22 protein-coding genes are annotated in these 22,441 nt (G+C 75.3%); 10 read left to right on the top strand and 12 right to left on the bottom strand.

Annotated features, from left to right (window positions below):
* The first annotated feature begins 89 nt into the window (after positions 1-89).
* Positions 90-434 carry a ferredoxin gene (gene fdxA / locus WCD41_RS24530; RefSeq protein WP_337717425.1) on the top strand — a complete coding sequence of 115 codons (345 nt, stop codon included), beginning with the start codon at positions 90-92 and terminating at the stop codon, positions 432-434.
* A 15-nt stretch (positions 435-449) separates the two neighbouring features.
* Positions 450-1,388 (top strand): NAD(+)/NADH kinase, encoded by a 939-nt coding sequence (locus WCD41_RS24535; protein ID WP_337717427.1) that lies wholly within the window; start codon positions 450-452, stop codon positions 1,386-1,388.
* 2 nt (positions 1,389-1,390) lie between these two features.
* Here WCD41_RS24535 and WCD41_RS24540 read toward each other — a convergent pair whose 3' ends face one another.
* Positions 1,391-3,637 (bottom strand): S9 family peptidase, encoded by a 2,247-nt coding sequence (locus WCD41_RS24540; protein WP_337717429.1) that lies wholly within the window; start codon positions 3,635-3,637, stop codon positions 1,391-1,393.
* Between the two features lie 134 nt (positions 3,638-3,771).
* Between WCD41_RS24540 and WCD41_RS24545 the strand changes: the two genes are divergently transcribed.
* Positions 3,772-4,746, top strand: a complete 975-nt coding sequence (locus tag WCD41_RS24545; protein ID WP_337717431.1) for an amidohydrolase family protein — start codon at positions 3,772-3,774, stop codon at positions 4,744-4,746.
* 27 nt (positions 4,747-4,773) lie between these two features.
* On the opposite strand, the gene WCD41_RS24550 is transcribed toward WCD41_RS24545, so the two are convergent.
* Positions 4,774-5,091, bottom strand: a complete 318-nt coding sequence (locus WCD41_RS24550; protein WP_337717433.1) for a DMT family transporter — start codon at positions 5,089-5,091, stop codon at positions 4,774-4,776.
* The gene (locus WCD41_RS24555; RefSeq protein ID WP_337717436.1) at positions 5,088-5,426 is read right to left on the bottom strand and encodes a DMT family transporter; all 339 of its coding nucleotides are present in this window, start codon (positions 5,424-5,426) and stop codon (positions 5,088-5,090) included. The genes WCD41_RS24550 and WCD41_RS24555 overlap by 4 nt, the downstream gene beginning before the upstream one ends.
* Before the next feature lie 72 nt (positions 5,427-5,498).
* Between WCD41_RS24555 and WCD41_RS24560 the strand changes: the two genes are divergently transcribed.
* From WCD41_RS24560 to WCD41_RS24580, 5 genes are all read left to right on the top strand, one after another.
* Positions 5,499-6,440 (top strand): LysR family transcriptional regulator, encoded by a 942-nt coding sequence (locus WCD41_RS24560; protein WP_337717439.1) that lies wholly within the window; start codon positions 5,499-5,501, stop codon positions 6,438-6,440.
* A 122-nt stretch (positions 6,441-6,562) separates the two neighbouring features.
* Positions 6,563-8,776, top strand: a complete 2,214-nt coding sequence (helR, locus tag WCD41_RS24565) for an RNA polymerase recycling motor ATPase HelR (protein ID WP_337717533.1) — start codon at positions 6,563-6,565, stop codon at positions 8,774-8,776.
* A complete protein-coding gene (locus WCD41_RS24570; protein WP_337717441.1) occupies positions 8,773-9,672 on the top strand; it encodes an MBL fold metallo-hydrolase in 900 nt (299 codons plus the stop codon). Before helR ends, WCD41_RS24570 begins: the two co-directional genes overlap by 4 nt.
* A gap of 52 nt (positions 9,673-9,724) precedes the next feature.
* Positions 9,725-10,465 (top strand): hypothetical protein, encoded by a 741-nt coding sequence (locus WCD41_RS24575; protein WP_337717443.1) that lies wholly within the window; start codon positions 9,725-9,727, stop codon positions 10,463-10,465.
* Between the two features lie 93 nt (positions 10,466-10,558).
* On the top strand, positions 10,559-12,568 hold the full coding sequence (locus WCD41_RS24580) for a SpoIIE family protein phosphatase (protein ID WP_337717446.1): 2,010 nt from the start codon (positions 10,559-10,561) through the stop codon (positions 12,566-12,568).
* On the opposite strand, the gene WCD41_RS24585 is transcribed toward WCD41_RS24580, so the two are convergent.
* Positions 12,551-13,120, bottom strand: coding sequence for a hypothetical protein (locus WCD41_RS24585; RefSeq protein WP_337717448.1), 570 nt, complete (start codon positions 13,118-13,120; stop codon positions 12,551-12,553). The two genes, WCD41_RS24580 and WCD41_RS24585, sit on opposite strands and share 18 nt — an antisense overlap.
* Positions 13,121-13,173: 53 nt before the next feature.
* Positions 13,174-13,362 (bottom strand): helix-turn-helix domain-containing protein, encoded by a 189-nt coding sequence (locus tag WCD41_RS24590; RefSeq protein WP_373695186.1) that lies wholly within the window; start codon positions 13,360-13,362, stop codon positions 13,174-13,176.
* An 80-nt stretch (positions 13,363-13,442) separates the two neighbouring features.
* Between WCD41_RS24590 and WCD41_RS24595 the strand changes: the two genes are divergently transcribed.
* Positions 13,443-14,243 (top strand): enoyl-CoA hydratase-related protein, encoded by an 801-nt coding sequence (locus WCD41_RS24595; protein WP_337717450.1) that lies wholly within the window; start codon positions 13,443-13,445, stop codon positions 14,241-14,243.
* 25 nt (positions 14,244-14,268) lie between these two features.
* On the opposite strand, the gene WCD41_RS24600 is transcribed toward WCD41_RS24595, so the two are convergent.
* The 7 genes from WCD41_RS24600 to WCD41_RS24630 form a co-directional block, all read right to left on the bottom strand.
* Positions 14,269-15,483: an acetyl-CoA hydrolase/transferase family protein gene (locus WCD41_RS24600; protein ID WP_337717451.1), complete on the bottom strand. Its 1,215-nt coding sequence runs from the start codon at positions 15,481-15,483 to the stop codon at positions 14,269-14,271.
* Positions 15,483-16,649, bottom strand: coding sequence for an acyl-CoA dehydrogenase family protein (locus tag WCD41_RS24605; protein WP_337717453.1), 1,167 nt, complete (start codon positions 16,647-16,649; stop codon positions 15,483-15,485). The genes WCD41_RS24600 and WCD41_RS24605 overlap by 1 nt, the downstream gene beginning before the upstream one ends.
* 5 nt (positions 16,650-16,654) lie before the next feature.
* Positions 16,655-17,113 (bottom strand): CBS domain-containing protein, encoded by a 459-nt coding sequence (locus tag WCD41_RS24610; RefSeq protein ID WP_337717455.1) that lies wholly within the window; start codon positions 17,111-17,113, stop codon positions 16,655-16,657.
* Between the two features lie 101 nt (positions 17,114-17,214).
* On the bottom strand, positions 17,215-18,612 hold the full coding sequence (gene gad / locus WCD41_RS24615) for a glutamate decarboxylase (protein WP_507237362.1): 1,398 nt from the start codon (positions 18,610-18,612) through the stop codon (positions 17,215-17,217).
* A gap of 50 nt (positions 18,613-18,662) precedes the next feature.
* Positions 18,663-20,054, bottom strand: coding sequence for an alkaline phosphatase family protein (locus WCD41_RS24620; protein ID WP_337717457.1), 1,392 nt, complete (start codon positions 20,052-20,054; stop codon positions 18,663-18,665).
* Positions 20,051-20,554: a cytidyltransferase gene (locus WCD41_RS24625; protein WP_337717459.1), complete on the bottom strand. Its 504-nt coding sequence runs from the start codon at positions 20,552-20,554 to the stop codon at positions 20,051-20,053. The genes WCD41_RS24620 and WCD41_RS24625 overlap by 4 nt, the downstream gene beginning before the upstream one ends.
* Positions 20,555-20,565: 11 nt before the next feature.
* Positions 20,566-21,825 (bottom strand): acyl-CoA dehydrogenase family protein, encoded by a 1,260-nt coding sequence (locus WCD41_RS24630; protein WP_337717460.1) that lies wholly within the window; start codon positions 21,823-21,825, stop codon positions 20,566-20,568.
* Between the two features lie 61 nt (positions 21,826-21,886).
* Between WCD41_RS24630 and WCD41_RS24635 the strand changes: the two genes are divergently transcribed.
* Positions 21,887-22,402, top strand: coding sequence for an isochorismatase family protein (locus WCD41_RS24635; protein WP_337717462.1), 516 nt, complete (start codon positions 21,887-21,889; stop codon positions 22,400-22,402).
* Positions 22,403-22,441 lie beyond the last annotated feature (39 nt).

Here is a 22,441-nt window from a genome sequence, read left to right on the forward strand (position 1 = left end):
ACGGCAGGTGAACCCGGCGGCCCCGCGACCCATCCGTGACGTTCTACAGTCTTGCCTCGCAACGATCAGAGTTTGTAGATTGTCGGTCCATGCCGTTCGTCATCGCCGACCCCTGCATCGACGTCACCGACAAGTCGTGCATGGAGGAGTGCCCCGTCGACTGCATCTACGAGGGCGCGCGCAAGCTCTACATCAACCCCTTCGAGTGCATCGACTGCGGCGCCTGCGAGCCCGCCTGCCCGGTCGAGGCCATCACCGAGGACCGGCACGTCGCCGAGGGCAGCGAGGCCTTCGTCGACGACGGCGCCGCGTTCTTCACGATCGTGCTGCCCGGCCGCGACGCCGCCCTCGGCGAGTACCCGGGCGGCGCGCAGGGCGTGGGCGCGGTCGCCGGCGACACCGACCTCGTCGCGAACTTCCCGCGCGAGGAGTAGGGCACGATCGGTGCCATGACCGCCCCCCGGTTGGCGACCGTCGGCGTCGTCGTCCACCCGACGAAGGACGTCGACGCCTCGCTCACGACCCTGCGGGAGTGGGCCGCCGGGCAGGACGTCGAGGTCGTCGCCCGCCAGGCCGAGGTCGCGCGGGTGCCCGCCGGCGTCACGGTGCTCGCCGAGGCCGACTTCCTGGCCCGCGTCGACGCCGTCGTCAGCCTCGGCGGGGACGGCACGATGCTCGGCGCCATGCGCCTGTTGATCGGGCGGCCGGTGCCGGTGCTCGGCGTCAACCACGGCAACGTCGGCTTCCTCGTCGAGGTCAGCCCGGCCGAGCTCGCCGGGGCGCTCGACCGCCTGGCCGAGCACCGGTTCGTCGTCGAGCCCCACGCGTGCATCGAGTTCGAGCAGGACGGCGCGACCGTGATGGCGTTCAACGACGTCGTCGTCGGCGCCGACGTCCCCGGCGGATCGGTCGAGCTGGACCTCGAGGTCGAGGGCACGCGGTTCGGCTACTACCGCTGCGACGCCCTCGTGCTCGCCACCCCGACCGGCTCCACCGCCTACAACTACGCCGCCGGCGGCCCCGTGATCTCGCCCGCGGCGGACGTCATGGCGCTCACCCCGGTGGCGCCGATGTCGGGCGTCAGCCACTCGATCGTCCTGCCCGCCGGCGACACCGTGCGGCTGCACCAGGCCCGTGCGGACGACCAGGCGCTGGCGCGCGTCGACGGCGTCGCGACGACCCCGTTCCCGCCCGGGGCCGTCGCGACGGCCAGGCTGCGCCCGGAGGCGGCCCAGGTGGTCCGCATCGACCCGGACCGCCACGCCCAGCGCAGCCGCATCAAGCTCAGCCTGCTCGACCTGCCGCTGCGCCGCGAACAGCTCGCCGAGCTGCTGCCCTCGGACGTGCGCGAGGACCTGGCGCACCTGCGCGGGCGCAAGGTGTTCTGAGCTCAGACCCCGAGATCCGGCGGCGGGAACGGCGCGAGCCGGTACGACGGCGGCTCGCTGCCGTGCAGGTGGCGCACGAAGTGGTCCCAGGTCCGGCGCGTCGCGTAGTGCCGTCGGCCCATCAGCGAGTGCTCCACGCCCGGGATGATCAGCAGGTCGACGTCCTTGTCCGCCTCGATCAGCGCGTCGACGAGGCGCAGCGCGTGGAACGGGAGCACGTTGTCGTCGAGCTCGCCCTGGATGAGCAGCAGCTTGCCCTGCAGGTTCGCCGCCAGCGCCGGGGTGGACAGGGCGCGGCGGGCCTCGTCGTCGACGGAGCCGTGATACCACTCGATCCACATCGGGACGTACCAGCCGACGTCGTGGTTGCCGGCCGAGGCGACGCCGACCGTGTAGAGCTCCGGGTGGGCGACCATCGCGCGCGCGGTGGCGAACCCGCCCCCGGAGTGCCCGGTGATGCCGACCCGCCCGGTGTCGATCCACGGGTGGCGCAGCCCGAGCTCGCGGATCGCGGCGACGTGGTCGACCAGCGAGCCCGCGTCGTCGAGCGCGCCCCACGAGGCGTCGTGGAAGGCCTTGCTGCGCCCCGGCGTCCCCCGTCCGTCGACGGTGACGACGGCGAACCCGAGCGCCGCGAACGCCTCGGCCTCGCCGGGGATGACGGTGTCGAAGGCCGGCGACGACCGGTGGATCTGCGGGCCGGGGTAGATGCAGTCGATCACCGGGTAGCGACGGGCGGGGTCGAAGCCGTGCGGCTTCCAGAGCAGCCCGTGGATCGGCGTCCTCCCGTCGGCCGCCGTGGTGCGGAACCGTTCGGGCGGCGCCCAGCCCAACGCCTCCAGCGCGGCCGTGTCGGGGGCCTCGAGCTCGACCAGGACCTGCCCGTCGCCGGCGCGCACCGTCGACCGCGGCGGCGTGGCGACGTCGGAGGCGCGGTCGACGAGGTGGCCCCCCTCGGGCGGGCTGACCGCGTCGTGGTCGAGCGCGTCGTCGGTGAGCCGCGTGAACCCCGTGCCGTCGAGGCCGATCCGGCAGATCTGGCGGACGTACGGGTCGTCGTCGACGAGGCCGTTCGCGAGGAACCAGACCTGCCGGCGTTCCTCGTCGACCCAGAGGACGCGGCGGACCAGCCACGGACCGCGGGTGACCTGCTCGGTGGTGCCGTCCGCGGAGTACAGGTACATGTGCCCCCACCCGTCGCGCTGGGACCACCAGAGGACCTCGCCGGTCGCGAGGACGTGGACCATCGGCGTCTCCCCGAGCTCGGGGGTCGGGTCGACGCGCGTCTCGCCGCTCTCGCTGACCAGCGTGGTGATCTCGCCGGTCGCCGGGTCGAGGCGGCGCAGCTCGAGGGTCCGCACGTCGCGCGAGCGGTGCACGAGGTGCACCGCCTCGCCCTTCTCGCCGGTCCACCACGCGGTCATCAGCGCGCCCGGGTGCAGGAGCGGCTCCGGCGCGTCCTGCTGGGCCACGACGCTGCGCGAGGGCACGTCGAGCACGACCCACGCGAGCGTCGGCTGCGCCTCGTCGCCGGGCATCGGGTAGCGGATGTGGCGCGCGACCGGGCGGCCGCCACCGGCGGGCGAGGACTCGACGAGCACCTGTTCGGGGAGGTCACGCTGGTCGACGCGCGGCACGAGCAGCCGGGTGGAGTCCGGTGACCAGTGCACGATCAGCGGGTCCAGGCCGAACTTCCGCATCAGCACCCCGGAGTTCAGCGGCTCGGGCAGGAAGCCGTAGCCGTGGTCGGGCTCGCCGTCGTCGGTGAGCGCGAACTCCTGCTCGCCGTCGCGGGAGCGCACCCAGATGTCGTCGTCGCGCCGGAACGCGATCCACTCGCGGTCGGGTGACGGGACGTCGGAGAGCCCGGGCTGCGGCTCCTCGACGCGCACGCAGGTGCCCGCGCGGTCCGACCATTCCCAGGTCGCCTCGAACGCGGCGAACCGCATGGTGTCGGGGTCCCGGCCCGGGGCCTCGAGGTCGATCGCGGTGAACGGGAGGTCGTCGGCCGCGACGGCCGTGCCGGAGGCGACCGACAGGGCCGCGGCGAGCCGGTCGTGGTCGAACGCGGCGCGACGGGTGCCCTCGCCCGGGTCGACGACGGTGAAGCGCGACCCGATCCGGTACCAGAACCGGGTGCCTTCCGCGAACCACTGGGGCACCACGGCGGCGCCGGGCACGCGGCGGGCCCGGTAGGGGGCCAGCATCTGCTCGGCGCGGGCGTAGTCGGCGGTCTCGAGCTCGATCACGGTGGGCGTCCTTCCGGTCCCGGGGTTGACGGGACCGACGGAACACCCGGCCGCCGCGGCACACTCAAGGTCTCCGGCCCGGTGACGCACGCCACGCCCGACTGGCCCGGCGCCGGGCGGGGAACCGCTCCCCCGTGCCGCTCATCGCCGTCGAGGAACACTGGGTCGCCCCGCGCATCACCGCCGCGCTGGCGGCCCTCCCGCCCGGGGAGGCCGACGGGAGCCTCGCCCTCAACGACCGTGGCGACACGCTCGACCGCCTCGCCGACCTGGGCGAGGGACGGCTGCGCGCGATGGACGCGCAGGGCATTGACCTCGCGATCGTCTCGCACGCCCCGCCGGGCACCCAGGCGCTGCCGGCCGCCGACGCGGTGACGCTCGCCCGCGACGCGAACGACGCCGTCGCCGAGGCGGTCGACCGGCACCCGACGCGGCTGCGGGCGATGGCCACGCTGCCCCTCACCGCGCCGGACGCCGCCGCCGCGGAGCTGGAGCGCGCCGCCGGCCTCGGGCACGTGGGCGCGATGGTGCACGGCCGCGCCCGCGACCTGCTGCTCGACGACCCCGTCCTCGACGACGTGTTCGCCGTGGCCGCCGCGCGGGACCTGCCGGTCTTCATCCACCCCCAGATCCCGGCCGGGGCCGTGCGCGACGCCGTGTACTCGGGCTTCGACCCGGTGACCGACCTCGGGCTCGCCACGTTCGGCTGGGGCTGGCACGTCGAGGCCGCCACCGCCGCGCTGCGGCTGATCCTGCGCGGCACGTTCGACCGGCACCCCGACCTGCAGATCGTTCTCGGGCACTGGGGCGAGCTGCTGCTGTTCTGGCTGGACCGCGCCGACAGCCTGGCGCGGGTCCGCGGGCTCGAGCGGTCGGTCACGGACTACGTGCGCACCAACGTCGTCGTCACCAGCTCGGGGATGTTCAACCCCGCCCTGCTGCGGCACGTCCTGAGCGTGACCACCGCCGACCGGCTGGTGTTCTCGACCGACTACCCCTTCCAGCAGCCGACGGCCGACGAGATCGAGACCTTCCTCGGCGAGTTCGGCGCCGCCGACCGCGAGGCCGTGTCCCACACCACCGCGCGGTCCCTCTTCGGGCTCGGCTGACGCCGGGTCGCGCACCGGCCCACCCCGCTAGAGCCCGTGGACCAGGAGCACCCCGCCCAGCACCAGCACGAGGCCGGCGACGTGCACCGGCCGGAGACGGTCGCGGAACACCAGGACGCCGGTCGCGGCGCCGAGGGCGATCCCGGCCCCGCTCCACACCCCGTACGCGACGGCGAGCGGCATGCCGAGCGCCATCGCACGCGCCATCAGGAGGACCGACACGGCCATCGCCCCGAACGCCACGACGACCCACCCGGGGCGGCGCAGCCCGTCGGCCGCCCGCATCGCGGCGAGGCACAGACCCTGGGTCGCGACCGACCCGGCGAGCAGCACTGTCTCGGTCACGAGGGCACCGCACGGCGCTGGAGCAGCAGCGCACCGCCGAGGATCAGCACGAGCCCGAGGCCCTGTGGCGCGGTGACGGGCTCGTCGAGGAGCACGGCGCTGACGGCCGTCGCCGAGACCAGCCCGCAGCCCGTCACCGTGGCGTAGGCGATGCCGAGCGGCAGCCCGTGGTCCAGCGCCCGCGAGAACAGGATGATCGCGGCGGCGTAGCCGAGCAGCACGCCGACGGTGCCCGGTACGCGGGTGAAGCCTTCCGACGCCGGGAGGGCGAGGGTGCCGAGCACCTCGCAGACGATGGTGGCGGCCAGCAGCACGAGGCCTCGTATCCGATGCACGAAGGCCATCGTGCGGTCGCCGGGACGTCAGCGGGAGTGACTTCTCCTCGCCCACTGCTTCAGGCTGAGTGAATGACCCTCGACCCGCACCGGCTCCTGGTGCTCCGCGCGGTGCACCGGACCGGCAGCATCCGTTCCGCCGCGGCCGCGCTGCACCTCACCGCGTCCGGGGTGTCCCAGCACCTCACCCGCCTCGAGGCCGAGACGCGGCTCGCCCTGCTCGACCGCTCGCGCCGCGGCGGCGGGCGCACGGCCGCGCTGACGTCGGCCGGGCTCGCCCTGGCCGAGCGCGCCGACGACGTGGCCGCCGCGCTCGCGGAGGCGGAGCGGGAGGTCGACCGGATGCGCGAGGGCACCGAGGGCACCGTGCGCGTCGGCGGCTTCCCCACCGCGCTCGGCAGCTTCGTGGTGCCCGCGCTGCAGGAGCTCGCCGTCAGCGACCCGGCGCTGCAGGTGCAGGTCGTCGAGGTCGACGCCGCCGAGGGCGTGGCGCTGCTGCGGGCGGGCGAGCTCGACCTGCTGCTCGGCGAACGGTATGCGGAGTCGACGACGGCGGCGCCCGGACCGCACCCCGGGCTCGTGGAGGACGACCTGCGGCGTGACCCGTTCCGGATCGTGGTGCCGCGGATCCGGTCGGCGTCCGCGACCCTCGACGAGCTCCTCGCGGGCCCGTGGGTGACGACGCCGCGACGTCACGTCGTGCGCGACGTCCTCGAGCGGCTGGCCGCACGGCACGGCGTTGTCACCGGGCACCTGCACCTCTGCACGGACTCGCGCACCGTCCTCGCCCTCGTGGCGGCCGGGCTCGGCGCCGCGGTCGTCCCCGAGCTCGCGCTGGCGTACCTCCCCAGCGACGGCGTGACGACCTTCGGCACCGCCGTCGACCTGGGTGCACGGGTGCTGACGGTGGTGGGCCCGGAGCACGCGCGCCGGTCGGCCGCGACCCGGCGCTTCCACCGCCGGATCCGCGAGATCGCGGGACGGGAGGCCGTTCCTGCCGTATCCAACGTATAGCGGGTGGGGGGACTTGCCGCAAGACCCGGGTGGTTCCGCACAATTCTGCGCGTCGAGGACGAGGGAGGCCAGTGCCGTACCAGGAGATGCCGTCGTACCAGGACATGCCGTCGTACCAGGACATGCCGTCGGACCAGGAATTGCAGGACGAACGCGGATACGTCGCCGGGCTGTACGCGCGTCTCGACGCGCAGCGTGACCGGGCGCGCGACGAGTACCGCAGCGCGCTGCGGGCCGAGGAGACGCCGACGGACCGGGACGTGAAGGTGCGGGCCGCTGCCGCGCAGGTGAGGCGGCTGGAGGTCGCCGACGACGGGCTGTGCTTCGGCCGGCTGGACAGCGAGGCCGGCGAGCGCACCTACATCGGCCGGATCGGGATCCTCGACGAGGAGGACGATTTCGCGCCGTTGCTGATGGATTGGCGCGCCCCGGCCGCGCGCCCATTCTACACCGCGACCGGCGCACATCCGGAGAACATGCGCCGGCGTCGCCAGTTCCACACGCGCGGGCGCCGGGTGGTCGCTTTCACCGACGAACTGCTGGGCCGGCCGGACGAGGGTGAGGGCACCACCACCGACACCGACGCCGCCCTCCTGGCCGCGGTGAACGCGCCGCGCGGCGAGGGCATGCGCGACATCGTCGCCACGATCCAGGCCGAGCAGGACGAGATCATCCGGCTCGATCACCCCGGGGTCACCGTGATCGAGGGCGGCCCCGGCACCGGCAAGACGGTCGTGGCCCTGCACCGCGTCGCGTACCTGCTGTACACCCAGCGCGAGCGCATCGAGCGCCACGGCGTGCTCGTCGTCGGGCCGAACCCGGCGTTCCTCGACCACATCGGGCAGGTGCTGCCCTCGCTCGGCGAGTCGGACGTCGTGTTCATGACCCCGGGCGACCTCACCCCCGGCCGCCACGTCACCGCCGAGGACGGGCCCGCGGCCGCCCGCGCCAAAGGGTCGCTCGCGATCCTCGACGTGCTCGCCGCGGCGGTCGCGGACCGTCAGCGGCTGCCCGCCGAGCCCGTGCCGATCGAGCTGTCCGACCTCACCGTGCGGATCGACGCCCCGACCGCCGAGTGGGCCCGCGAGGAGGCGCGGGCGACCGGGCTGCCGCACAACGAGGCGCGCGCGACGTTCCGGGAGATCGTCGTCTACGTGCTCACCGAGCGTGCGATCGGGCGGATCGGCCAGGGCTGGCTGTCCCGCGACGACACGGCGGCGTGGGAGCAGATGCGGACCGACCTGCTCGACGAGCTCGCCGGGCACGAGGGGTTCGCCGCGGCGCTGCAGGAGCTCTGGCCGATCCTCACGCCGGAGGACGTGCTGGCCACGCTGTACACGTCGCCCGAGCGGCTGCGTGCGGCCGGCGCGGACCCGTCGCTCCTGCGGGCCGACGGCACCGCCTGGACGGTCCCGGACGTCCCGCTGCTCGACGAGCTCGTCGACCTGCTCGGGCGGGACCCCGCGGCCGTGCAGGCCGAGGACCGGGCCGCGGCGGCCGACGAGGTGGCGCGGGCCGAGTACGCCGAGGGCGTCATGCAGATCCTGACGCTGGACACCGAGGAGCTCGACGAGGACCTCGGGGTCCGGGTCGACGACCTGATCCGGGCCGAGGGCATCGCCGACCGCTTCGTCGAGTCCGACACCCGCGAGCTCGCCGAACGCGCCGCCGCCGACCGCGACTGGACCTACCGGCACGTCGTGGTCGACGAGGCCCAGGAGCTCTCGGCGATGGACTGGCGGGTGCTCATGCGCCGCTGCCCGGCGCGCGCGTTCACCGTCGTCGGCGACCTCGCCCAGCGCCGCTCGCCCGCCGGTGCGACGTCGTGGGGCGCGATGCTCGACCGGTACGTCGCCGACCGCTGGGTGTACCGGTCGCTGACCGTCAACTACCGGACCCCGGCCGAGATCATGGCCGTCGCCGCGTCCCTGCTCGCCGAGTTCGCGCCGCACGTCGCGCCGCCCGAGTCGGTGCGCGCGAGCGGGGTCGCGCCCTGGTCGCGGCAGGTCTCCGCCGGCGAGCTGCCGGCCGCGGTCGAGGAGTTCGTGCTCGCCGAGGAGCCGCTCGAGGGGACGAGCGTGGTGATCGGGCCGCCCGACCTGGCGGGGGTCGTGCCGGGTGTCGTGCCGCCGTCGGAGACCAAGGGCCTCGAGTTCGACGCGGTGCTCGTCGTCGAGCCGGAGCGGATCCTCGCCGAGGGACCGCAGGGTGCGGCCGATCTGTACGTCGCCCTCACCCGCGCGACCCAGCGCCTCGGCGTCCTGCACCGCGCCCCGCTGCCCGCGGTGCTGGCCGGGCTGACGGCGGTGGCGCCCGCTGCGAGGGTGGGGTCGTGACCGCCACCCTCGACTGGTACGGCTGCGCGACGTTCCGGCTGCGCACCGCGGAAGGTCTCACGGTGTGGCTCGACGCGTACCTCGACCGCGTCCCGGGCGCCGAGCAGAGTGGCGTCGGGGTGGAGGACGTGGAGGCCGCCGACTGGATCCTCGTCGGGCACAGCCACTTCGACCACCTCTGGGGCGCCGAGCGGATCGCGGTCCGCACGGGGGCGACGGTCGTCGGCTCGTACGAGTCGGTGCGCGTCCTCGCCGCGGCCGGGGTGCCCGAGGAGCAGCTGATGGCCGTGGCGGGCGGGGAGCGGGTCGCGCTGGACGCGTCCACCTCGGCGCGCGTGCTGCCGAGCCTGCACTCGTGCGTGTGGTCGTCGCAGCCGATGCCACCCGCCGACGAGGTCTGCCTCGGCGAGACGGGGCTGACCCTGCAGGAGCGGACCGAGAGGATGCGCGCGCTGTGGGCCGGCTTCGGCGCCATGGGCGTCGAGGTGCGCGAGCACATGGTGGCCGCCGCGCAGGGCGAGCGTGGCGACGGCGGCGCGCTGGTGTTCGTCGTCGAGACCTCGGAGGGCAGCCTGCTGTTCCAGGACAGCATCGGCTGTTGGGGCGGGGTCCTGGCCCACGAGACGCCGGACGTCGCCGTCCTCGCCGTCGCGGGGCGGGGCAACCGCGACGGCGAGCCGGTGCAGGGGACGACCGCCGACTTCGTCGCCGAGCAGGCCGCGGCCCTCGGCGCTCGCACCGTCGTGCCGTGCCACCACGACGACTGGCTGCCCGGCTTCTCGCGCCGGATCGACACGGCGCCGATCCGCGCCGCGATCGCGCGGGCGGCACCGGGCACGGAGCTCGTCGACCTCGGCTACGGGTCGGGGTACCGGCTGTTCCGGCTGGAGACCTGATCGGGGCCCGTCTCACCGACGGCGGACCACGGAGGGCAGGCACGATGGGCGCGTGACCGCCCACCCGCACGACACCGAGGTGGTCCTGCGCCTGCCCTCGGTCGGGCCCGAGCCGCTCCCGGCGCACCGGGCGCTCGCCGGCGTCGTGGGGTACGCCCGCGCGCTGCGGTGGCTGCGCTTCCGCTCCCCCGGCACGCCCGAGGGCCGGTGGGCGCAGGTGCCGGCGTTCGGCTGGGCGAGGTTCGACGCCCACCCCGTGAGCCTGACGCCCGACGGTGACGTCCTGATCGCCGAGGGCCTGCACGGGCGGCTCGACCGGGCCGGCTGGCACGAGGTGCACGACGCCCTCGTCACGTCGGCGCCGCTCGTCGACGCGCTCGTCGCGCGGGCCGACGGACGCGCCTTCTGGGATCTGCCGGAGGAGGACCTCTCGGTGCTCGGCGAGCCCGGCACCGCCGGGGCGCTCCTGCGCCGCATCGCGCAGGACGCGGGGGCCCGGTCGGCCCACGTCCTGGCGGCGCTGCACCACCGCCACCCCGCCCTCGTCCCGCACCTCACCCCGACCACCCGCCGCGCGCTCCTGCCCTTCCTCGAGGAGGGCGACAGCGGCGTCGAGGCGGTCGTCCACCGTGAGCTGCGGGCCAACGAGGCGGCCTTCGCCGAGCTCGAGGCGGCGGTCGCCGACGCCGTCCCCGACGCCCGCCCGACCCGCCTGCGCCTGCACGACGTCCTGCTGTGGCTGACGACGACCCTGCGCCGGGCCCACGCCGAGGAGGCCGGCCGGGGCGGATGACGAGGAGGTCTCGCCGGTCCGCTCGCAGGCTCCACCGGCTCGCCCGACGATCCGGGCGTGCGGTCACTTCGCGATCGGGACATCGTGGGGGGCATGGCCCCCGACGGGCCCGTCGAGACACCGGCGGGCACCCCTGACGACGTCGTCGCGGCGTTCGAGGACATCCCGGCGGTGCTGTGGGCGTTCGAGGGCCCCGAGCACCGCGTCGTGGCCGCCAACCGGGCGGCACGGGCGAGCATGGGGTTCCGCCCCGGCATCGTCGGACGGCCGATCCGCGAGGTCGCGCCGGAGCTGGAGGGCCAGCAGGTGTTCGAGACCCTCGACGAGGTCTGGACACGAGGCGAACCCGTGATCGGCGACGAGCGGCGCCTCCTCGTCGACCGCGACGGCGACGGCCGCCTCGAGGAGGACTGGTACTCCTACACCTTCGTCCCCACGCACCATCCCGACGGATCGATGCGCGGCATGACGGTGCACATCGGCCGCGTCACCGACGAGGTGCTGCGCCGGCACAAGGCGGAGACCTCCGCCGCCGAGTCGGAGAAGGCCCGGCAGGCCGCCCAGGACGTCGTGCTCACCCTGCAGCGGTCGCTGCTGCCGTCCGGGCTGCCGGTCCTGCCCCGGGCGCGTCTCGCCGCCCGCTACGTCGTGGCCGGCCGGGAGCTCGCCGCCGGCGGTGACTGGTTCGACGCGCTGCCGCTGCCCGACGGTCGCCTGGCCGTGGCGGTCGGCGACGTCGTCGGCCACGGCGCGGCGGCGTCCGCGGCGATGGGCCGGCTGCGGGCCGTCGGCGCCAACGCACTGGAGGCCGGGCGCGGCGTCGCCGGGACCCTCGCCGAGCTCGACCGCTTCGCGGCCCGCGAGCACGCCACCCGCGCCGCCACCGTCTGCGTCGTCGTCCTCGACCCCCGCACCGGCGAGCTCGAGGTGGCCGCGGCCGCGCACCCGCCGCCGTTCGTGGTCACCACCGACGGCGCCGTGCGCTGGATCCCCGTCGCCGGGGGCGGGCCGCTGGGCACCGGTGCCGCGGCGCCGGCGCCGTCGCCGACCACCGACCGGCTCGGTCCGGGCGACGTGCTCGTCCTCTACACCGACGGCCTCGTCGAACGCCCCGGCCACACCCTCGACGAGGGGCTCGCGGCCCTCGCCCGCACGGCCGTCGCGGCCGGTCACGAGGACGTCGAGGACGACGCGACCGTCCCCACCGCGCAGGTCGACCGCATCGCCGCCCTCACCGTCGAGCGCATGGGCTGGACCGGTGGCGGCCTCACCGACGACGCGACCCTGCTCGCCGTCCAGCGCACCGCGACCGGCCCCGCGCCGTTCGCTCTCGAGATCCCGCCCGACCCCCGCGGGCTGCGGTCCCTGCGCCGCGCGCTCGACGCCTGGCTCGACGACGCCGGGGTGGGCGAGGACGACGCGATGTCGCTCGTCCACGCGGTCGGCGAGGCGGCGACCAACGCCCTCGAGCACGCCTACCCGCAGCCGCCGCCCGACGGTGCCGGGGTCCGCGCGGACGCCGAGCTGGACGACGACGGCCGCGTCACGGTCACCGTCGCCGACAGCGGCCACTGGCGCCCGGCCTCGGACGACCCCGGTGGACGCGGGCGGGGTCTGATGATGATGCGCGGCCTCGTGGAGCGCGTCGACGTCGCCACGGGGGCCACCGGCACCACGGTCACGCTGTCGACGCCGCTGCACCGCGACGTCCTCATCGGCTCCTACGGGGACGAGGCCGCGGCCGGCGTGCACGGCGCAAACGAGGAGCTCGGCGCCGAGCAGCGGGGTCCCGACCTGCTCGCCGTCTCCGGGCCGGTCGACACGACGACCGTCGACCGCTTCCGCGTGCGCGTGCTCGAGGCCGCGCGCGGCGGGGCGAGGGTCCTGACCGTCGACCTCGACGGCGTGTCGGTGTTCTCCAGCGCGGGGGTGCAGGCGGTCCACGAGCTGCGCCGCGACCTCCCCGGTCTGCGGCTGCACGCGGCGGCCGGCAGCGTCGCCGGGCGGGTCCTCGCGCTCACCGGTCTGGACGACCTGCTCCGCACCCCGGAGCGGCCACCGGCCCCCGGCGACGACCCGGACGGCTCATCCGCGCTCGGCTGACTTCCCGAGCTGACGCTCGACCGTGGTGCGGTCGCGGTGGTCACGTTCGTGCTCGAGCGCCCGCTGCGCGGTGTCCGGGTCCATGCGGCGGGCCTCCTTCACCGCGTCGTCGGCCGTCATCTCGTCGAGGTGGGCACTCCTGCGCTCCTTCTTCGCGGCGTCGGTGTTGGGGACGTCGCCCTGCCCCTCCTTCGAGGCCTCCCGCTTGCGTTTGCGGGTCGCCTCCTTCTCCTCGTCCGACATCTGCTCCCAGGCCTGCTTCGGCAGGTAGCGGTCGGTCTCGTCCTCCCCGCGCGCCTCGGTGGACCCGTCCGCGGTCTGCCACTGCTCGTCGGTCCACTGCTCGAGGCTGCGCTGGGCGTCGGTCGGCTCGTCGGGATGCCGGTAGCCGCCGCCCTGCTTCTCGTACTCCTGGGTGAGCAGCTGGCTCTTGCGCGCCGACCACTTGCCGGACGCGCCGCCCTTGTCCGAGGCCTTGATCTCCTCCTTGAGCCGCTCCCGCAGCTCGGGGTGGGTGTAGTCCTGCGCGTAGTCCTGTGCGCCCTTGGCCATGGCCGCGGTTACCCACCGGGCGGCATGCTGCCCGCGTGGACGGAGACTGGTGCTCAGGTCGTCCGGGGACGGCTCCCGCCGCGCGGACGCAGGGTGACGCCCGCGTCGAGGAGCAGGCGACGGACGTGCCCGAAGCTGCGGCCGGTGTCCTCGGCGAGGCGCATGAGGCTCGCGCCGGCCGCGTAGTGCTCGACGACGTAGCGCGCGAGCGCCGCCCGATCGTTCGACACCGTCTTCGACACCTGGTGGCTCCCTCCGTCGGTTCGCGCCGAACACTAGGCACGGGCGGACGACGAGTTCGTGAACCGTCCAGGATTGAGACATGACCGGTCTCTGGCCCGCACCACCCACGCCCACCGAGGACGAGATCGCCGCGCGCGTGCGGACCGAGCGCCGTGGGCACGTGCTGCTGGTGCGGATGACCCGCACCGACAAGCGCAACGCCGTCGACCGCGCCATGACGACCGCGCTCGACCGGGCCCTGGACACCCTCGACGACGACCCGGAGCTGCGCTGCGGGGTGCTCACCGGCGGGCCGGAGGTCTTCTGCGCCGGCACCGACATCAGCGTCGGGCCGGGCGCGCCGACGCCACGGGGCGGCAACTACGGGGTGGTCGCCCGCCGGCGTACGGCGCCGCTGGTCGCCGCCGTCGAGGGGATCGCGTTCGGCGGCGGCTTCGAGATCGTGCTGGCGTGCGACGTCGTCGTCGCGTCCCGGGGCGCCCGGTGCGGGCTCCCGGAGGTCGGGCTGGGGCTCGTCGCCAACTGCGGCGCGCTCTTCCGCGGGCCGCGCGCGCTGCCGCCGACCGTGGCGCGGCAGATGCTGCTCACGGGCGACCCGATCGGCGCCGAGCGGGCGTACGAGCTCGGGCTGGTCGGCGAGCTCGTCGACCCGGGGCAGGCGGAGGAGCGCGCGCTCGTCCTCGCCGAGCGCATCGCCGCGCGCTCCCCCGTCGCCGTGCAGGCCACGCTCGCCGCCCTCGACGCCGCGCTGCGCGACGCCGACGCGCAGGGCTGGGCGGACACCGACGCCGCCGTCGCGCGCGTCGTGGACAGCGAGGACCGCGTGGAGGGCGTGTCCGCGTTCTTCGCGAAGCGTCCGCCCGTGTTCCCCGGCCGCTGAGGGCGGCACCGGTGAGGCCGTCGCTTCACCGGGACCGACCGTCCGACCCGACGCGATCACGACCCTGGAGCGCCTCGCGGTGCTCCGGCGCGGCGATCGCCCGCAGCCGCCGGGCCCGGTCGCGCTCGCCGCATCCGCGCAGGTGGGCGACGCCGTGCTCGGTGACGACGGCGTCGACGTCGGCCCGCGCGGTGGTGACCGGCCCGGACAGCGCGCGGACGATCGTCGAGCGCCCGCCGGCGACGGCGCGCAGGGCGATGATCGAGCGCGCGCCGGTGCGGGCGGCGGCGCCGGAGAAGTCGGCCTGTCCCCCGATCGCGCCGAGCCGGCGCCCGCCGGCCGACTCCGCGCCGACCTGTCCGGCGAGGTCGACCTCGAGCGCGGAGTTGATCGCGACCAGGCGGCGCAGCTGCGCGAGGACGCCCGGGTCGTGGGTGTAGGACGCGGGCCGGAAGAGCACGGGCAGGTCCGGGACGCGCGCGTAGAGCTCCTCACCGCCGATCGCGGTGCCGGTGACCAGCAGCCCCGGGTCGATCTCCTTGCGCGCGCCGGTGATCGCGCCCTGCTCGACGAGGCGCAGCACGCCCGTGGTGAGCATGCCGGCGTGGAAGCCGAGGTCCCGGTGCCCGGACAGGCCCGCGAGGATCGCGGTGGGCAGGGCGCCGACGCCGATCTGCACGGTGTCGCCGTCCTCGACGAGCCCGGCGACGTGGCCGGCGATCGCGGCGTCGACGGCGTCGGGGACCCGGTCGGGCACCGGGGCGAGCGGCCGGTCGGTCTCGACGACACCGGCGAACCGCTCGCGCGGGATGCCGGGGGTGCCCGCCGTGCGCGGCATGCGGTGGTTGATCTCGGCGAGCAGCACGCGGGTGTGGGGCACGGCATCGGCGACGTAGTCGGGCCCGACCCCGAGCGAGCACGTGCCGTCGGGGCCGGGCGGCGAGACCTGCACCAGGCCGACGTCCGTGGGCAGCAGCCCCTCGGCGAACAGCCGCGGCAGCGCGGAGTAGTGCGCGGGCACGACGTCGAGCGCGTCCGCCGCCCGCAGCGACCCGAGCGCGCCGTAGGAGGTCAGGGCGAGCCCGGCGGGCGGGTCACGCAGCCGCGGGTTCACGGTGAGCCCGCAGAACGCGCGGACCGGCACACCACGGTCGAGCAACGCGTCCACCAGCGGCGCCGCCTCCGCGCCGGCCTGGCCCCACCACACGCCGTCGCCGGGCCGGACGTGGTCGCCGAGCATCAGTACGAGCGCTCCAGCCCGAGCACGGACTGCGCGAGGTAGTTCAGGGCCATCGCCTGGGGCAGCGGGGCCAGGCGCTGCAGCCGGGCCTCCCGGAAGTAGCGCTCCACGTGGAACTCCTCGGCGTACCCGAAGCCGCCGTGGGTCTGCACGGCGACGTCGGCCGCGAAGAACCCGGCTTCGGCGGCGACGAACTTGGCGGTGTTCGCGGCCTCGCCCGCCGGGTCGCCGCGGTCGATCGTCCAGGCCGCCTCGGCGACCACGAGCGACGCCGCGTGCAGCCGCGCGTGGGCCTCCGCGAGGGGGTGCGCGACGGCCTGGTTGGCGCCGATGCTGCGCCCGAACACGCGCCGTTCCTTCGCGTACGCGACGGCCCGGCGCAGCGCCGCCCGCCCGGTACCCAGCGCCTCCGCGGCGATGAGCACGCGCTCGGCGTTGAGGCCGTCGAGCAGGTGACGGAACCCGCGGCCCTCCTCCCCCACGAGGTCGTCGGCGGCCACGAGGAGCCCGTCGTAGGCCACCTCGCAGGACGCGACGGCGTTGCGGCCCATCTTCGGGATCGGCGTGATGGTCACGGCGGGGTCGCGGAGGTCGGCCAGGAGCAGGCTGAGCCCGTCGGTGCGCTTCGTGCACTCGGCGAGCGGCGTCGTGCGCACCAGCAGGAGCACCTTCTCCGACTCCAGCGCCTTCGACGTCCACACCTTGCGCCCGTGCACGCGGTAGGCGTCGCCCTCGCGGACGGCGCGGGTCGTCACCGCCGTGGTGTCGAGCCCGGCGTCCGGCTCGGTGACGCCGAACGCGACGTGCAGCTCGCCGGTCGCGACGCGGGGCAGGTACCGGGCGCGCATCTCCTCGCTGCCGTGCAGCACCACCGGGTGCATCCCGAAGATCGACATGTGCACGGCGCTGGCGCCGTTCATGCACGCGCCGGAGGCCGCGACCTCCTCGAGCACGATCGCGGCGACCGCGATGCCCTGCCCGCCGCCCCCGTACTGCTCGGGGATGGCGACGCCGATCCAGCCGCCCGCGGCCATGGCGTCGTAGAACGCCCACGGGAACGTGTGGGTGCGCTCGCACTCCGCCCAGTAGTCGTCGTCGAAGCGCGCGCACAGCTCGCGGACGGCCGCACGCACGAGCCGGTGGTCCTCGGGTTCGCGGAAGTCCACACGCGTCAAGCTACGGGTCGGGGCTGGCCCGCGAGGCGCCGTTCCCGCTCCCGCGCCGCGACGTCCTCCGCCGTGCAGAAGCCACGCCGGCTGCGCTTGAGGCACAGCAGGCCGAGCAGGTGCCCGCGCACGTCGACCACGGCGAGCCGCCGTCCGGTCATGGCGTGCCAGGTCTCGTGCAGGTCGGCGTCCGGGCCCACGACCCGATCGCCGAGCTGCCCGCACCGCGCCGCCGGGGCGGCGTCCGGCGCGCCCTCGAGGTCAGCGCGCTCCACCACCGCCAGCAGCACGTCCGCGGCGACGACGAGCAGGGCGTGGACGTGGTCGTCGCCGAACATCCGGCGTGCCTGCCCGACCGTGGTGGACGGCTCGCACACCTTCGGCCGGCGCAGCATCGCGTCGGCGACCATCGTCCCGGGCGCCCACGCGCCACCGCGGCAGGGCACGACGGAGGGGACGGTCATGGCCGGACCTCCCGCCGTCGTGGTGCGCTTCCCCCGACTCTCTCATCCGCGTCGGGGTGCGGGCTTGTCGCAGACGGACGGATTCCCGGACGCGGGCGTGCTCACCGGGCGGGCGCCCCGGTGTGGCTGAACGACGCGTCGTGGGCGGCGTCGCGCTGCGGCCGGTCCTGCCGTCCGAGGCGGTCGAGCACGCGACGGAGGTCGGCGAGCAGGAGGTCGGCGAGGCTGTGCGTCATGCCGTTGCGGACGACGAACCGCAGCACCGCGAGGTCGGTGCGGTCGGCCGGGAAGGTGTAGGCCGGGACCTGCCAGCCGTGCTCCCGCAGGCCGGCGGAGACGTCGAACACCGAGTACGCGGTGACGTCGGGTCGCAGCGCCGCCGCGAACACGGGCAGCTCGTCGCCGCGGGTGAGCAGGCGGAACGGGCCGAGGCGCTCGAGGCCGGCGGCGAGCGTCGTGGCGACCTCCCGGCAGTGCCGCTGCACGCGGGTGTAGCCGTCCCGGCCCAGGCGCAGGAACTGGTAGTACTGCGCGGCGACCGGCGCGCCCGAGCGCGAGAAGTTGAGCGTGAACGTCGCCATCTCGTCGCCCAGGTAGTTCACCCGATAGATCAGTTCCTCGGGCAGCGCGGCCTCGTCGCGCCAGGCGACCCAGCCGAGGCCCGGGTAGACGAGGCCGTACTTGTGGCCGCTCGTGTTGATCGAGGCGACGCGCGGCAGGCGGAAGTCCCACACCAGGTCCGGGTCGAGGAACGGCGCGACCATCGCGCCGGAGGCGCCGTCGACGTGCACGGGCACGTCCGGGCCGCCGCGCGCGGCGAGGTCGTCGAGGGCGGCGCAGATGTCGGCGACGGGCTCGTAGCTGCCGTCGAAGGTGGAGCCGAGCACCGCGACGACGCCGATCGTGTCCTCGTCGACCCGCGCGAGCGCCTCCTGGGCGTCGAGGTGGAAGCGCTCGCCGCTCATCGGCACGAGGCGGGCCTCGACCTCGAAGTAGTTCGCGAACTTCTCCCAGCAGATCTGCACGTTGCCGCCCATGACGATGTTCGGGCGGCCGGTCCGGCCCCGCGCGTGCCAGCGGCGCTTGAGCGCGAGGCCGGCGAGCATGCACGCCTCGCTCGACCCCGCCGTCGAGGTGCCGGGCGCCGTCCGCGGGTGGGGCGCGTGCCAGAGGTCGGCGAGCATCCGCACGCACCGCTGCTCGAGCTCGGCGGTGCGCGGGTACTCGTCCTTGTCGATCATGTTCTTGTCGGCGCACTCGGCCAGCAGCATTGACGCGTGCGGCTCCATCCACGTCGTGACGAACGTGGCGAGGTTGAGGCGCGCGTTGCCGTCGAGCATCAGCTCGTCGCGCACGAGCTGGTGCGCGATCTCCGGCGCCAGCTCGTGCTCGGGCAGCCGGTGGCCGGGCATCACGCCCGGTTCGGCGGTGAAGGTGGGGACGACGGCGGCGTCGAGGCCACTGCCTGCGTAGGGGGCGTGACCGTGCTCGGGCGGCATGGAGCTGATCGTGGTGCATTCCCGGCCGGTGGCGGGAAGACCTGCCGAGGTCAGCCCGAGCGCCGCGCGCCCCGTCGACCCCACGCACCCGCCGGCAGGACCATCGCCTCGGGGGCGTCGGGCAGCGCCGCGGTCGGACGGGCCGTGGGGCGGTGACCCAGGAACGACGCCCGGTTGGCGTGGCCGAGCAGCAGCGGCAGCAGCTCACGGGCCTGCAGCGAGCCGTACCAGCCGGCGGCGGCCGGACCCTCGCCGAACGCCTCGACCGCGTCCCGGCGCACCGTCGGCCCCGCGACCACGAGCGGGGTGGGGTCGCCGGTGTGCAGGACCCCGCCGGTCGAGGGCGTCGCGTGGTCCCCGGTGACGGCGACGACCGCCCGGTGGGCGAGCTCGTGCAGCGCACCCAGACCCGGGTCGGCGGCCTCGAGCACCTCGAGCTTGGCCCGCGGCTGCTTGGTGTGTCCGGCGTCGTCGGTCGCCTTGGTGTGCACGTGGACGAACGCCGCGCCCTCGTCGAGCAGCTCCTGCGCGGCGGTGAGGCGGTCGGCGAGCTCGGTGCCGAGGTCGGCGCGGGGGTCCAGGTAGGGCGGCAGGTGGCGGGTGCGCAGGTCCAGGAGGGCGCCGAGGCCGCGGTAGAGCCGGGTGCTGGTGACGGCGGCGCCGCGCACGCCGACGTGGTCGACGAAGCGCGGCACGTCCCCGCGCGCGCCGGACCACTTGGTCGTCAGGACGTCGAGCGGCGGGCGGTCGCGGGCGCGGCGGTCCGCGTTGACGGGGTGCTCGACGAGCACCGACCGCGCCTCGAGCAGCAGGGCGGTCAGCGTCTCCGCGGTCGACGACGCCGCCTCCTCGCACGCCAGCACCCGCAGCCAGGGGTGGCGGTCCTCGAAGAAGGGATCGGAGTCGGTGACGGCGCCGCTGCCGCGACTCGACAGCACCAGCAGCGCCTCGCCCCGCCCGCCGAGCCTCTCCAGCCGCGCGCCGTGCGCCGCCACCACCGGCCCGAGGGCGTCGAGCAGCGCCGCCGCGTCGTCGGCGTCCCGCCCCGCCGTCCGGCCGGTGATCCACACCCGGCCGTCGGGGGCGACCGTCGACGTCCGCAGCGCGGCGTGCGTGACGGCGGTGTCGGGCGCCACGTCGAGGCCCGCGCCGAGCGCCTCGAGCACCGCCCGGCCCGGGAACGGCACGTCGTCGTAGCCGAACATCGCCCAGTGCGCGAGCTCCGAGGACGGGGCACGTCCCCAGCCGAACGGCAGGTGCCAGCCCGACGAACCGCGCGCGGCGAGGGCGTCGAGCACCGGCGTGCGCGCCGCCTCGGACGGCGTGAGGCCCCCGAGCTCCGGGACCGGCCGGTCACCGAGGCCGTCGAGGACGACGAGCACGACGGGCAGCCGGTCGTCGTCGAGCCGCGGCTGGTCCTCCCCGTACCCGGGCGGTCTCACCGACGCTCCAGCAGCTCGCGCAACAGGGGCACCGTCGCCGGCGGCACGAGCTCCGCCCACGTCCCGTCGGTGAACGCGGCGCGGATGGTGGCCGCGTCGAGCTTGACCGCGGGGTCGCCGTCGACGACGACCACGCCGTAGCCCCCGTCGGCCAGCCGCTCGGCCTTGTCCTTCTCCCACGCCGAGTAGGCCCGGACGTAGTGGACGGCGTCGCGCGGGACGTAGTCCGGCCACACCGCGGGGCGGGTGAGGTCGAACGGGACGACGGTCGCGCGGTCGGCCATCCCCGCGCCGTGCAGGGCGGCCGTGAGCAGCCGGGCGCGCTCGAAGTAGGTGAACGGGTTGGCGTCGTCGGTGTGGCGGTGGGACGAGGTGGCCGCGACGTGGCGGGCGTCGGCGTCGGGGTTGGTGACCGCGACGACGAGGTGGTCGTGCTCGGCGAGGGCGAGGGCGAACAGCTCGAGGTGCTGGGCGTGCACCGGCTGGAAGCGCCCGGTCACGGCGGCCACCCTCACCGGCCGGTCCCCCGCCGCAAGAGCCCCCGCGCGATCGCGTTGCGCTGGATCTCGACGGTGCCCGCCGGGATCTTCAGGTTGCGGGCGAGCCGGAAGAGCTTCTCCTCGGGCGAGCCCAGCCGCAGGCCCGTCCCGCCGTGGACCTGCACCGCGCGGTCCGCGACGCGGAAGAAGGCCTCGTCGTTGATCACCTTGACCAGGCTCGTCAGACGCGGCGCGTCCGGGTGCAGCGGCATCCCGAACGCCCCGCCGGGCAGCGCGTCCAGCTCGACCTGGGCCTGCAGGGACGCCGCCCGCGCCGCGTACACGTCGGCGTCCATGTCGGCCAGCATGTGCTGCACCGACTGCAGCTCGCCGATCGGCCGGCCGCCCGAGGTCCGCTGCTGCGCGCGGTCGAGGGCGCGCTCCAGCAGCCACGTGCCCCACCCCGCGCACATCCCCCCGCGGCACAGGCGTCGCCAGTTGATCCACGCCATGGCCAGCGCGAAGCCGTCGCCGACCTCGCCGACGACGTTGTCCGCCGGCACCCGCACGCCGTCGAGGTGGAGCTCGCCGGTGAGGCCGTCGTTCAGCATCGTGGGGATGTCGCGGCCGCGGGTGAAGCCGGGGCTGGTCGCGTCGACGAGGAACATCGACAGCGACCGGGTGCCCGCGCCCGGGTCGGTGACGGCCACGACCTGCACGACGTCGGCGAAGTGCGCGTTGGTGATCCAGGCCTTGCTGCCGTCGAGGATCCAGTCGTCGCCGTCGCGCCGCGCGGTGGTCTCCATCGCGAGGACGTCGGTGCCGACGGCCATCTCGGTGTTGGCGAACGCCGCGGTGATCTCGCCGGCCATCAGCGGTTCGAGCCACTCCTTGCGGGCGCGCTCCGAGCAGTGCTCGATCGCCGGGTTCGCGCCCTCGGTCCACGCCAGGGCCGCCAGCCCGAGACCGAGCCCCGCGCGCCGGTAGACGAACTCCTCGACGTGCTGCATCTCGGCACGCGTGAACCCGCCGCCGCCGACCGCGGCCCCGACGTGCGGGTTGTAGAGCCCGGCGCGCGCGGAACGGCGCTGCACCTCCCGCCGCGCCTCCCACACCGCGCCGTGCATGCGGCCGGCCTCGTCGAGGCGGGGGTTGAAGGCGGTGCCGACGTCCGCGGCGGCGAGCTCCTCCTCCAGCGGCGCGACCTCCGCGTCGAGGAAGGCGGCGAAGCGCTCGGTGTAGTCGGCGACGCGGTCGGTGCGGCCGTGGTCGGCCGGGGACGCAGTGGTCACGTGCATGCCCTACGGCGCGCGGACGGTCCCGTCAACCGCGCGCAGCGCCTACGGTCGTCCCGTGCCCCTGATCTCCGCCGAGGACTCGACCCTGCTCGTCGTCGACCTGCAGGCACGCCTCATGCCGGCGATCGCGGACGGCGAGGCGGTGGTCGAGAACACCGCGCGTCTCGTGCAGGCGGCCACGCGGCTGGGGGTGGGCGTCGCCGCGACCGAGCAGAACCCCGACGGCCTGGGCCCCACCGTCGCGGCAATCGCCTCCCTGCTGCCGGAACCCGCCGTCGCCAAGACGGGCTTCGCCGCGGGCATCGATCCCGGTCCCGGCGCGATCGTCGTCGCCGGCTGCGAGGCCCACGTCTGCGTCCTGCAGACCGTGCTCGCGCTGCGCGCGACGGGCCGGGACGTCGCGGTGGTCGCCGACGCCGTCGGCAGTCGCACCGCCACGAACCGCGACCGCGCCCTCGAGCGGATGTGCGCTCACGGCGTCGACGTCGTCACGACCGAGATGGTCGTGTTCGAGTGGCTGGGGTCGAGCGAGAACGCGGCGTTCCGCGAGGTCCAGAAGCTGATCAAGTAGGCGCGCTGGCCCTCGACCGTGCACCTGCGCTAACGTTCG

It is taken from the genome of Actinomycetospora aeridis (assembly GCF_037400275.1).
GTDB classification, from domain to species: Bacteria; Actinomycetota; Actinomycetes; order Mycobacteriales; family Pseudonocardiaceae; genus Actinomycetospora; species Actinomycetospora aeridis.